9 protein-coding genes are annotated in these 12,774 nt (G+C 65.3%); 5 read left to right on the plus strand and 4 right to left on the minus strand.

Annotation, left to right across the window (positions count from 1 at the left end):
• Positions 1-54: 54 nt before the first annotated feature.
• The 3 genes from C8267_RS10340 to C8267_RS10350 all read right to left on the minus strand — a co-directional run bounded on the left by C8267_RS10340 (position 55) and on the right by C8267_RS10350 (position 3,131).
• Complete coding sequence (locus C8267_RS10340; RefSeq protein ID WP_087362445.1) at positions 55-1,320, minus strand: adenylosuccinate synthase; 1,266 nt, start codon at positions 1,318-1,320, stop codon at positions 55-57.
• An 818-nt stretch (positions 1,321-2,138) separates the two neighbouring features.
• Entirely contained in the window at positions 2,139-2,759 is a 621-nt protein-coding gene (locus C8267_RS10345) for a leucine-rich repeat domain-containing protein (protein WP_199792099.1), read from the minus strand.
• A 39-nt stretch (positions 2,760-2,798) separates the two neighbouring features.
• Positions 2,799-3,131 (minus strand): hypothetical protein, encoded by a 333-nt coding sequence (locus C8267_RS10350; RefSeq protein ID WP_106634548.1) that lies wholly within the window; start codon positions 3,129-3,131, stop codon positions 2,799-2,801.
• A gap of 258 nt (positions 3,132-3,389) precedes the next feature.
• Here C8267_RS10350 and ligA point away from each other — a divergent pair, with 258 nt between their 5' ends.
• The 4 genes from ligA (at position 3,390) to C8267_RS10370 (ending at position 9,093) form a co-directional block, all read left to right on the plus strand.
• A complete protein-coding gene (ligA, locus tag C8267_RS10355; protein WP_106634549.1) occupies positions 3,390-5,648 on the plus strand; it encodes an NAD-dependent DNA ligase LigA in 2,259 nt (752 codons plus the stop codon).
• Between the two features lie 311 nt (positions 5,649-5,959).
• Positions 5,960-6,850, plus strand: a complete 891-nt coding sequence (gene dapA / locus C8267_RS10360; RefSeq protein ID WP_106634550.1) for a 4-hydroxy-tetrahydrodipicolinate synthase — start codon at positions 5,960-5,962, stop codon at positions 6,848-6,850.
• Between the two features lie 45 nt (positions 6,851-6,895).
• Positions 6,896-7,642 (plus strand): DUF4919 domain-containing protein, encoded by a 747-nt coding sequence (locus C8267_RS10365; RefSeq protein WP_087362441.1) that lies wholly within the window; start codon positions 6,896-6,898, stop codon positions 7,640-7,642.
• Positions 7,603-9,093 carry a clostripain-related cysteine peptidase gene (locus C8267_RS10370; RefSeq protein WP_234025755.1) on the plus strand — a complete coding sequence of 497 codons (1,491 nt, stop codon included), beginning with the start codon at positions 7,603-7,605 and terminating at the stop codon, positions 9,091-9,093. Before C8267_RS10365 ends, C8267_RS10370 begins: the two co-directional genes overlap by 40 nt.
• 153 nt (positions 9,094-9,246) lie before the next feature.
• Here the strand turns inward: C8267_RS10370 and C8267_RS10375 are convergent, their stop codons facing one another.
• Entirely contained in the window at positions 9,247-10,605 is a 1,359-nt protein-coding gene (locus C8267_RS10375) for an MATE family efflux transporter (protein ID WP_106634551.1), read from the minus strand.
• Between the two features lie 426 nt (positions 10,606-11,031).
• On the opposite strand from C8267_RS10375, the gene C8267_RS10380 reads away from it, so the two are divergent.
• Complete coding sequence (locus C8267_RS10380) at positions 11,032-12,408, plus strand: pseudouridine synthase (protein ID WP_106634552.1); 1,377 nt, start codon at positions 11,032-11,034, stop codon at positions 12,406-12,408.
• Positions 12,409-12,774 lie beyond the last annotated feature (366 nt).

The following is a 12,774-nucleotide window of genomic DNA, read 5'->3' on the forward strand; positions in this document are numbered from 1 at the left end:
CGTGCGGCGGCCGCCTCTTCACGAAACGGCCGCCGCGCGGCGTCGGGGTCGATGCTAACGGACGATGGTCTCGCCGCGGTCGGGGCCAATCGAGATAATCTTCACGGGGACGCCCGTCTGCTGCTCGATGAACTCGACGTAGTTGCGGAACGCCTCGGGGAACTCCTCGTAGCGGGTCACCTTGCGCAGGTCGGACTTCCAGCCCGGGAATTCGCGGTAGACGGGCTTGATGTCGGCCTCGGTCTCGAAGGGGAAGCGCGTCGTGCGCTCGCCGCCGATTTCGTAGGCGACGGCCACCTTCACGGTATCGAAGTCGTTCATCACGTCGGACTTCATCATGATGAGCTGCGTGACGCCGTTAATCATAATCGAATACTTGAGTGCCACCAGGTCGAGCCATCCGCAGCGGCGGCGGCGGCCCGTGACGGCGCCGAACTCGTGGCCGATGGAGCAGAGCTGCTCGCCCGTCTGGTCGAAGAGCTCCGTGGGGAAGGGGCCGCTTCCGACACGGGTGCAGTAGGCCTTGAAGATGCCGTAGACCTCGCCGATGCGGCGGGGAGCGACGCCCAGACCGGTGCAGACGCCGGCGCAGACCGTATTGGAGGAGGTGACGAAGGGATAGGAGCCGAAGTCGACGTCGAGCAGCGTGCCCTGGGCGCCCTCGGCCAGAATGGCCTTGTCGTTGTCGAGCAGCGCGTTGATTTCATACTCGCTGTCGATGATGCGGAAGCGCTTGAGGTACTCGACCGCCTCGAACCACTGCGCCTCGAGCTCCGTGATGTCGTACGAATAGTTCAGCGAGCGGAGAATCTGCTCGTGGCGTGCCTTTGCGCGGGCGTAAATCGCGCGGAAGTCGGGGCTCAGCAGGTCGCCCACGCGCATGCCGTTGCGGCTCACCTTGTCCGTATAGGTCGGGCCGATGCCCTTACCGGTGGTGCCGATTTTCGAGCTGCCCTTGGCAGCCTCGTAGGCCGCGTCGAGAATCCGGTGCGTCGGCAGAATCAGATGCGCCTTCTTCGAGATGCAGAGCTGCCGCGTGAGGTCGTGGCCGCTGCGGGCCAGCTCCTCGGCTTCGGCACGAAAAAGAACGGCGTCGAGCACTACGCCGTTGCCGATGATGTTGGTCTTTCCGCCCTGGAAGATGCCCGAGGGAATCGACCTCAGTACGTATTTCTCGCCGTTGAATTCCAGCGTGTGACCGGCGTTGGGTCCGCCCTGGAAACGCGCCACCACCTCATAGTGGGGCGTCAGCACGTCCACAACCTTGCCTTTACCCTCGTCGCCCCACTGCAGGCCGAGAATGACGTCTACTTTTTTCATGATATCCGAATTATGTTATTGGCTGCAAAAGACATTTTTTGCATTCATTTGCATCCAAAGGTACGAAATATTCCACGAAATACCCAACTCCGGGGGCGACTTTTCGACAAATGGCCCCGAAAAGGGCTTTCGGGGGCGTGTTGCGGCCCTTCGGGGGAGGTTTCCGGGGCCCCAACCGGGAGAGGGCCAGCGTGTTCAGCGGCGCGGGATAGGGGCGGGACGGGGAGTTCAGAGGTGCAGACGGGACGGACCCGCCGCCGGGTCGCAAAAAAAGTGTTCCGAAGGGAAGATGCGCCCGCCGCCAGGACGCAAAAAAAGTGTTCCGAGGGGAAGGTGCGCCGCCGCCCGAACACATACGGGCACAAAAAAAACGGACCTCGGTCCGTTCACTTCTATTTCTGCTACACTACTCTGCTACTCTACGGGCTTCTGCTCCGGGATGCTCGTCCGATACACCCTGCCGCACGACAACGGCTCCGCACTCCGGGAGCCCGTCTCTTTTGCGGGAGACTTCCGGCAGCATGTCCTCCTGCAACAGCCCGCCTGCCTTCGATTTCGGTCTGCCCGTCGGTCGGGGGTCACAGCCGTGAAAGCCTCCGCCATCCGGAGCCTCAGCCGCTCAGCCGCCCGCCGGTCGGGGCTCAGCCGCCTGGCCGCCGGAATCTCAGCCGTCCGGGTAGCCCCCCGTGAAAGCCTCCGCCCGCCGCCCGGGTCACAGTTCTCAGCCGCCGGGGTCACAGTTCTCAGCCGTCCGGGGTCTCGGCCGTCCGCAGCCCGGAACTTGCCGTCCCTGCTGCTCGCCCCCTCCGCCGCCGGGGTCACAGCACCACCACGTCAGTATGGCCGTCCACCTGCAACTGGCGAATCTCCTGCGTCGAGCTTACGTAGAGCGTCTCCAGCTCGGGACTCGACTGCGTATCGACCCGCTCCATGACGGTAGAGCAGCCGCTCACGTCGAGCGTCCGCAGGGCGTTGCCGCCGCAGACGAGCGTCGAGAGGGCCGTATCGCCCCTCAAATCGAGCGAGGAGAGCAGGTTGCCGCTGCAGTCGAGCGTCGCAAGTATCGCGAGCCGCTCGACATCGAGCCACGAGATGCGGTTGCGGGCACAGTTGACCTCCACGAGCCGCGGGCACGACGAGAGGTCGAGCCGCGTGAGGTCGTTGTCGCTGCAGTCGAGCCGCTGCAGGTTGCGGAAGTCGGAGATTTCGTCGAGCGAGGCGATGCCGCACCCCGAGCAGTCCATCCGCACGATGCGCTCGGCCTCGTAGCGCGAGATGCGCCCGTCGTCGTTCAGGTCGAGCGTCTCGAGGCAGTAGCGCTCGAAGGCGGGGTCGGTAAAGCGCAGGTATTCGGTCCGCGCCGCGTCGTCGTACCCGTCATCGAGCAGTCCGCACGAGGTGCAGAGCAGCACGAGAAGCGATGAAAGGGCACGGCGCATGTTCTATGATGATGTTGTTGAAATTGAGTCTTTTACAGGTCAGATGTCGATATCGTCGTCGGTCTCTTCGAGCCCCTCCGAGCCGCCGTCGTCCTGAATCTCGTCGGCGCCCTTGATTTCGTCGTCGTAGTAGTCCTTGTCGTCGTCATCCTGGGCGTGGTCGTCGACCTTCACGTCGATTTTCACCAGATAGGCAACCTCGTCCGTATCGAACGGTACGGCGTAGAAGAAGTCGCCGTTGGGCTTGTCGACACGCATCATGGCGTCGGTGAATCCGAGGGGATACTTCTCCCGCACGGCTTCCTGAAGTTCGGGGCTGAGGTTGTGGAGACTCGCAACGATATGTTTCTTCGTGCTATTCTGTTTGGTCATGGTACAGCGTAAAACTAACGTGTAAAAATTTTCTGCAAGTATACGCAAAATTTGCAAACCGCACCACCCCGGAATATTTTTTATTGCATTTTTTTCGAATTTCGATGATGTTCTGAACAAATTGCGTACCTTTACACAACAATACATATATTTAATGCCCCCACGGGCTGCCCGCGCCGGCCTCTTCGCCGGACGGCGCCGCCGCGACGGGCCGCCGCCCCGCCCCACTCGGCACCGGGCGGCAAACGGACAAACACGATGACACCCCAGGAACGAATCGAGGAGCTCCGCCGGGAGCTCGACCGCCACAACTATAAATATTACGTCGAAAACGCCCCCGAAATCTCCGACTTCGAGTTCGACACGATGATGCGCGAGCTCATCGACCTCGAGCGGGAGTATCCCCAGTATGCCGACCCCAACTCGCCGTCGGTGCGCGTGGGCAGCGACCTGACCTCCGACTTTCGGACCGTCCGCCACCGCTTCCCGATGCTCTCGCTGGGCAACACCTACTCGCTCGACGAGCTGCACGAGTTCATCGACCGCATCGAGCGGGAGGTGGGGGCCGCCGACCTGGTCTGCGAGCTGAAGTTCGACGGCACGGCCATCTCGCTCACCTACGAACACGGCGCGCTGGTGCTGGCCGCGACGCGCGGCGACGGTGTCGAGGGCGACGACGTGACGGCCAACGTCCGCACCATCCGCTCCGTGCCGCTGCATCTGCACGGCGAGGGGTGGCCCGAGCTGTTCGAAATCCGCGGCGAGGTGCTGATGCCCTACGCCTCGTTCGACCGGCTGAACGCCGAGCGCGAGGCGGCGGGCGAGCCGCTGCTGGCCAATCCGCGCAATGCGGCGGCCGGGACGCTCAAGCAGCAGGCCTCGTCGGTGGTGGCCCACCGCGGGCTGGACTGCACGCTCTACCAGCTGGCGGGCGACAACCTCCCCTTCACGAACCACTGGGAGAGCCTGCAGCAGGCGCGCACGTGGGGCTTCAAGGTATCCGACGCGATGCGCATCTGCCACACGCGGGCCGAGGTCGACGCCTTCATCGACCACTGGGATACGGCGCGGCGCGAGCTGCCCTTCCCGACCGACGGCGTGGTCATCAAGGTCAACGACTTCGCCCTTCGGCGCCAGCTGGGCTTCACGGCCAAGGCGCCGAAGTGGGCCGTCGCCTACAAGTTCAAGGCCGAGCAGGCCCTCACGCGGCTCACAAGCGTCGACTTCCAGGTGGGGCGCACGGGGGCCATCACGCCGGTGGCCAACCTCGAACCGGTGCTGCTGGCCGGCACCACGGTCCGCCGGGCGACGCTCCACAACGCCGAGCAGATGGCGCTGCTCGACATCCGCCCGGGCGACATGGTCTATGTCGAGAAGGGGGGCGAGATTATCCCGAAAATCACGGGCGTCGAGCTCTCGATGCGCCCGGCCGACAGCCGCCCCTTCACCTACATCACCGAGTGCCCCGTCTGCCACACGCCGCTGGTGCGCTACGAGGGCGAGGCGAAGCACTACTGCCCCAATGCGGACGGCTGCCGCCCGCAGATTCTCGGCCGCATCATCCACTTCATCGGCCGCAAGGCGATGGACATCGAGGGGCTGGGCGAGGAGACCGTCGAGCTGCTCTACGACAACGCGCTGGTGCGCAACGTCGCCGACCTCTACGACCTGCGCGCCGAACAGCTGGCCCCGCTGCCGCGGCTGGGCGAGCGGTCGGCCGAGAACATCATCCGCTCCATCCGCCGCTCGACGGAGGTGCCCTTCGCGCGGGTGCTCTTCGCGCTGGGCATCCGCTTCGTGGGCGAGACGACGGCCAAGTATCTGGCGGGCCACTTCGGTTCGCTCGACGCCGTGATGAAGGCCTCGCGCGAGGAGCTGGTCGAGGCCGACGAGGTGGGCGGCCGCATCGCCGACGCCATCCGCGAATACTTCGCCGACGAGGAGAACCTGCGCATCATCGACCGCCTGCGCAGAGCCGGGGTGCAGCTGGAGGCCCGGGCCCGCACGCTCGCCTCGAACCGTCTGGCGGGCAAGAGCTTCGTCATCTCGGGACGTTTCCTGAACCACAGCCGCGACGAGCTGAAGGAGCTCATCGAGCTGCACGGCGGGCGCAACCTCTCGGCCGTCTCGGCCAACGTCGACTACATCGTGGCGGGCGAGAAGATGGGCCCGGCGAAGCTCAAGAAGGCCGAGAAGCTGGGGTTGAAGATAATCTCCGAGGAGGAGTTCGACGCCATGCTGGCCGAGGCCGACTCGCCCGAGGCAGTGCCCGAAGCAGGAGCAGAGCCCAAGGAAGGAGCGGCCCCCGAAACAAGCGCGGCACCCGAAGCGGCGGAGGAGACTCCGACCGAAACGGAACCGGCAGCCAGCCCGACCGGGGAGCAGGCCGAAACCGGTGCGAAGCCCGAGGCAGGCGCGAAACCCGAAGCAGAACCGAAGCCCGAGGCAGGCGCGGCACCCGACGCCGGAGCGAGACCCGGCAGCGACGGCGCGGCGCGGCAGGGCGAACTCTTCTGAGGCGCGGCGGGTCCGGCCCAACACTCCCGCGGCGGCTCCGGCCCAACGCTTCCGGGATGCGGCGGCTCCGGGGCGGCACTTCCGGGATGCGGCGGCTCCGGGGCGGCACTTCCGCGACGGCTCCGGCCGAATGTTTCCGGACGGCAGCTCCGACCGAACACTCCCGGGGCGCGGCTCCAGCCGAACTCAACCGGGGCGGCGGCTCCGGCCCAGCGGCTCGGCCGCAGACAACCATCAGCACCATGAACAGGGGCACGACCGGTAACCGGTCCGAGGCCCGCAAACCATAAACCCTAAACAGCGAACAAACCATGTTACAGAACAAACTGGCCGGCGCAGGCGCCGCCATGATAACCCCCTTTACGCCCGACAGACGGGTGGACTACCAGGCTCTGGCCCGCATGCTCGACTACGTCATCGAGGGGGGCGTCGACTACATCGTGGCCCTGGGCACCACGGCCGAGACGCCGACGCTCTACATGCCCGAACGGGCCGTCATCGCCATGTACATCACCGACCACATCCGCGGCCGCGTGCCGCTGGTGATGGGCTGCGGCGGCAACTCCACCTCGGAGGTGCTCGACCAGCTGCGCGAATTCGACCTGCGGGGCGCCGACGCCATCCTGAGCGTGACGCCCTACTACAACAAACCCTCGCAGGAGGGGCTCTACCAGCACTTCCGCACCGTCTCGGAGCACTCGCCGCTGCCCGTCATCCTCTACAACATCCCCGGCCGCACGGGGGTCAACATGACGGCCGAGACGACGCTCCGCATCGCGCGCGACTTCCCCAACGTAATCGGCATCAAGGAGGCCTCGGGCAACATCGAGCAGATGCAGCAGATTCTCGACAACCGCCCCGAAGGGTTCCTCGTCCTCTCGGGCGACGACGGCATGACGCTCGAGCTGATGCGCCGCGGCGGCGACGGCGTCATCTCGGTGGCGGCTAACGCCTTCCCGCGCCGCTTCATGGAGTGCATCAACCTGGCCAAGCGCGGGGCGTTCGACGAGGCCGACCGCGCCTACGAACGGCTGCGCGAGGCGGTCGAGGCGCTCTTCGCCGAGGGCAACCCCGTCGGCGTGAAGTGCGCCCTGGCGACGATGGGGCTCATCGGCCCCACGATGCGTCTGCCGCTGGTCGAGGGGACCGAAGCGCTGCGCCGCCGCTTCGAAAAACTCATTGCGGAATACGATTTGCGGTAGGCTGCACGTTAGTTATCCATCCAGTAACGTGCACAACCGCTGCCTATGAAACGATTCGAACAAGTGCTCCTTGCACTGCTGCTCCTGCCGGCGCTGGCGCTGGCCAAGGTGCCCGACGACGAAGACATCCTCGACCGGACGATGAACACCGCCTCGCCCTTCTACTACACGAAGCTGATGATGCGCTACAACGCGGGCGATTCGACGATGACCGACGAGGACTACCACTACCTCTACTACGGCTACGCCTTCCAGGATGCCTACAAGCCCTTCGCCTCGAACCAGGCGCTCGACCGCATGCTGATGATTGCCGCGCGCATCGACGTCGAGCGGCCGCTGCGCGAGGACCTCGAGCTGCTCGTCTCGGCGGGCAACGACGCCCAGAAGGTCGACCCCTTCAGCCCGAAGGTGCTCAACCTGATGGCCTACGCCTACGGGGCGCTGGGCGACACCATCCGCGAGCGGGCCTACTACGAACGGATGAACCGCATCATCCGCACCATCGAGCAGTCGGGCGACGGCTACACGCAGAAGACGCCGCAGCACATCCTCATGTTCGACCATGCACTCGACGTGCTCGCCTCCGAGGGGCTCCCCTACGGCCGCAGCCGCGTCATCAGCCGCGAGGTCGAGTTCGTGCCGCTCGTCTCGCCCATGGTCATCGAGGGGAAGAAGCGCAAGGGGTTCTACTTCGACTTCAGCCGCATCTACCGCAACAAACCCGAAGGATACACCTATAAACGTGACCGCACATGGCAATTCAACAATCTGAAACCCCGCACCTACAAATAATCGCACGCCGCCTGCTGCTGCTCGTGCTGACGGCCGCCGCGGCCTTCGGCTGCAGCAAGGAGGAAGGCGAGCGGCAGCGCCTTGAGAGCAACGTCGCGAGCGTCGTGCTGCGCTCCGAGGCGGGCTCCGAGGCGTCGTTCACCGTCTCGTCGAGCGGCCCGTGGTCACTCACCACGACGGGCGAGGAGTTCGAGGTCGTCGGCCCCGCGAGCGGCGACCGCGGCGAGACGACCGTCACGGTGCGGGCGCTCGCCGCAAATGAGGGGCGGCTGCGCCGCGAGCTGGGCAGCATCACGCTGCAGCTCGACAAGGGCGGGCTCCAGACGCAGGTAGGCGTCGAGCAGAGCATGGCCACGGCGCCCCAGACGCTGCTCATGTACATGCCCTGGTCGGGCGACCTCACCTCGTTCTTCGAGCAGAACCTCGCCGACATGGAGCAGACCGTCGCCGCCGGCTACCTCGGCGATACGCGGCTCGTGGTCTTCTTCATGCCCGATGAGCGGCGGGCCGAGTTCTTCGAGCTCTACCACGACAACGGGCAGGGCGTCCGGCTGAACCACCGCACCTACGATACGGCGCCCGACTTCACCACGGCCGAGGGCATCGCCTCCATCCTCGAGCAGGTGCGCCAGACGGCCCCCGCCGAGCGCTACGCCATGACGATTGGCAGCCACGGCATGGCCTGGCTCCCCGTCTCGGGCATCTACGCGCGGCCCGGCAGCGCGGCTCCGCGCGAGCGGGAGTACTGGGAGTATGCGGCCGAGGGTACGGCACTGACCCGCTGGTTCGGCGGCAAGCTGGACCAGTACCGGACCGACATCACCACGCTGGCCGAGGGCATCACGCAGGCCGGCATGGAGATGGAGTACATCCTCTTCGACGACTGCTACATGTCGTCGGTCGAGGTGGCCTACGACCTGCGCCACGTCACGCGCCACCTCATCGGCTCGACGTGCGAAATCATGGCCTACGGATTCCCCTACGCCCTGATGGGGCGCTACCTGGTCGGCGAACCCGACTACGAGAACATCTGCGAGTCGTTCTACCGCTTCTACAGTTCGTACCAGTACCCCTACGGGACGATTGGCGTGACGGACTGCGCCGAGCTGGAGCGTCTGGCCGACATCATGAAGCGCATCAATGCGGGCGATGTCTTCGACGGCTCGCAGCTCTCCGAGCTGCAGGTGCTCGACGGCTACAACCCGACGCGTTTCTTCGACCTGGGGGACTACGTCCGCCACCTCTGCACCTCGCCCACGCTGCTTGCCGAGTTCGAGGAGCAGCTTGCCCGCACGGTCCCCTACCACCGCCACACGCCGGAGTTCTACTCGATGTCGAGCGGTGCGAAGGCGATTCGCACCTTCTCGGGCATCACCACCTCGGACCCGAGCACGAGCGACGCCACGCGGACCAAGCAGCAGACCGCATGGTGGCAGGCCACGCACGAATAGCGGGCCGCTGACCGGGGTGCCGACCGGCCGCCCGCGCGACCTGCCGACCATAGCTCCGCCGCCAGCCCATAAAAAAAGAAGAGAAGCGACCCCGCAAGGGTCGCTTCCCTTTTATCCTTTTGCCCAGCCCTAACCTCCGACTTCCGCCCCCGCCTACTCCCGGACCGGCGACGCGTACCCGACCCGGCCCGCATCGGCCCGCGCGTAGATGACCTGCAGGCGGCGCGTCATGAAGAACTGCAGCACGCCGCGCAGGAACATGTAGAGCATGAAAGCGAGCCAGAGAGCGTTGTTGCCAATCCACCCGTAGAAGAGGTGGTAGATGGCGAAGTAGGCCGCCGTAGCCCAGAACATCGAGTTGCGCATCACTCGCGTATGGGTCGCACCCACCATGATGCCGTCCATGATGAAGGGCATGGCGCTGGCGATGGGGATGATGATAATCCAGACGATGTAGCGCCCGGCAAGCTCGACGATGGTCGGGGCGTCGGGGGCCGACGCATCGACGAAGAGCCCCACCAGGTCGCGCCACCAGACGATGTAGATGCCCACGAAGAGGGCCGAGACGGCCGTCCCCCAGAAGATGCAGCGCTTGAGGCATGCGCGCAGCGAGCGGCCGTCGCGCGCCCCGATGAAGCGCCCCGTGAGCGCCTCGGCGGCATAGGCGAAGCCGTCGTTCATGTAGGAGAAGAGGGTGAAGAGCTCGAGCAGCAGCGTGTTGACCGCCAGCATCGCCGGGTTGTCCATGCGGGCCGAGGCCCCCGTGAAGAAGGTGTAGACGGCCACGATGCAGAGCGTGCGCAGCATGATGTCGCGGTTGACGATGAAGAAGTGGCGCAGCGGACGCAGGTCGAAGACCTCGCGCCAGTCGATGCCCGTCAGCACGTGCCGGTAGCGCCACACCAGCAGCAGCGCCGCCAGCATCACCCCCGTCCACTGCCCCGCAACGGAGCCGTAGGCGATGCCGACGATGCCCATCTTCATGCCGAAGGCGAACCAGAGGCTGCACCCCACGTGGACGATGTTGACCGTCACGGCCGTACACATCGGAATCAGGGCGTTCTGCATGCCCGTATACCAGCCGTTGAAGCCGAAGAGCATGATGCCCGCCGGGACGGCCCAGATGCGGGCGTAGAAGTAGGCGCGCGTCATCTCGCCGCCGTTCATGGCCCAGAGCGCCAGCTCGCCGATGGGGTACTGCAGCGCGACGACCAGCAGCCCCATCGAGGCGGCCACCACCAGCGCACGGGCCAGCATGTTGGTGCACTCGCGGAAGTCGCCCGCACCGAAGGCCTGCGCCGTGAAGCCGCTCGTGCCCATCCGCACGAAGGAGCAGTTCCAGTAGATGAAGTTGAAAATCGAGACCCCGATGGCCAGCGCCCCGATGTTGGCCGCCGAGTCACCGGCCGAGTGGCCGGCGATGGCCGTACCGACGATGCCCATCAGGGGCACCGTGATGTTCGAGACGATGTTGGGCAGCGCCAGGCGCAGGATTTCGCGGTTCATCGACATGGGCACTCGCCGCCGGAGGGTAGATGCCGCAAAGAGCCGCCGCGGCAGGGGGTTCCGGCGAAGCGAATACAAAGATACACTTTAATTCGACAAAATGAAGGCCCCGCCCCCCTTTTGTTTCCGATTTCGGCACGAAGCGTGTGCAGAATCCCGAAAATTGAATTACCTTTGCGCAACCTTGTCGACGCGTGCGGGTTAGCGCATCGGAGGGGAAGCCCCCTTCCCGTGCCCGGACCCATGCGCAGGGCCGCCGCTCCGCACGGCGGAGACGCAGCCGCCGACCGGGCAAAAGGGGCAAATGCCGGCAGGAATCCGGGCGTCAGCGACGCCCCGAAACGAGTTCGACGTATTCCGCCGCCGGCAGGAGCCTCCGTTCAGCAAACAGACCATACCGAAAAAACATCCACGTCGAACTCGACCATTCGTATGAAAGAACACAAGAACGACTCAACCGACGCACTCGCACGCTTCGGGCGTGACAAGCGGGTGCGTACCGCAACGGTCACGGCGGAACGCGTTGAGCGCAGCCCGCGTCCGCAGCGCGATGCCGCCGACTCGGAGCGACCCACAACGGACCGACAGCCCCGCAAACGGGCTTCGTACAACCCCAACTTCACGGCCGACAACCGCCCGCTGCACGAGGAGCAGCAGGGCCGCAGCTACGGCGAGCGTCCGCACTACGGCGAGAAGGAGCACTCCGGACGAGGCTTCCAGGGCCGGGGAGGCGCCGCACGCGGAGGCGAGAGCCGCCGCGGGCAGTACGCAACGCGCGACCGCGACGAGCGGCACGAGACGCGCGGCCGCTATGAGCGCTACGAGCGCCGCGACCGCCGCGAAGAGCAGTACGGTTACTACGACGAGGAGCCGCGCGAGGAGTACGGCCACGCACCGCACAAACCCAACAAGCGATACGACAACAACCGCGCAGAGGGGCGCTCCGCCTCGGCATACGGCGAGCGCAAGGCTCCGCGCAAGTATGGCGAACGGCCCTCGTACGACGGGCGCCGCGAGGAGCGCGGCGGACGCTTCTCCTCGGAGCGGCGCGGCGAACGGAGCTCCTATCCGCGTTTCGACGCGGCGAAGGGGAGCGGCGAGATTCGCCTCAACCGCTTCATCGCGCAGTCGGGCCTCTGCTCGCGCCGCGAGGCCGACGACTACATCCAGGCGGGCGTGGTCACGGTCAACGGGCAGGTGGTCACGGAGCTGGGGAGCAAGGTGAAGCCGACGGACGACGTGCGCTTCAACGGCGAGCGCGTACAGGGCGAGAAGAAGGTCTACCTCGTGCTCAACAAGCCCAAGGGATATGTGACCACGATGGAGGACCCCCACACCGACAAGACGGTGATGGAGCTGGTCAAGGGAGCCTGCACGGAGCGCATCTATCCGGTTGGCCGGCTCGACAAGAACAGCGTGGGACTGCTGCTCTTCACCAACGACGGCGACCTGACCAAGCAACTCACCCACCCCTCCTACCGCAAGAAGAAGATTTACCAGGTGACGCTCGACAAGCCCCTCACGCGTGCCGACATGGATGCCATCGCCGAGGGCATCACGCTCGAGGACGGCGAAATCTATGCCGATGAAATCTCCTACGTTTCGGAGAACAAGGAGGAGGTCGGCATCGAAATCCACTCGGGGCGCAACCGCATCGTGCGGCGCATCTTCGAGCATCTGGGCTATACGGTGCTGAAGCTCGACCGGGTCTACTACGCCGGTCTGACGAAGAAGAACCTTAAGCGCGGACAGTGGCGCTTCCTCACGCGCGAGGAGGTTGAGCGCCTCAAGTCGGGACAGTACGAATAGTGCGCCGCGGGCTAACCGCTGCCGGACCACGGAGGCCGCATCTGTGCGGCCTCCGTTTTTTTATCTTCCACCGCCTCACCCCGGCTGTTCCGGCATCCTCTCCGCCACCCGGTCCGGCACTACCCCCCCCCACACACACAGACAGTCGCCTACCCGACGACACAAGCGTCCAACACTCGCTTGCCCCACGACCTCCTCTCCGGCGCCCAAACCAACCGCCCACACACCTGCCTCTTATACACATCTCCGAGCCCACGAGACCGTACTAGATCTCGTATGCCGTCTTCTGCTTGAAAAAAAAAAAACAACAACACACCATACTCCCCCTATGCCCCCTCACGCTCACCCAACAGCATACCACCCACA

Source organism: Alistipes sp. Marseille-P5061 (genome assembly GCF_900290115.1).
GTDB classification, from domain to species: domain Bacteria; phylum Bacteroidota; class Bacteroidia; order Bacteroidales; family Rikenellaceae; genus Alistipes; species Alistipes excrementigallinarum.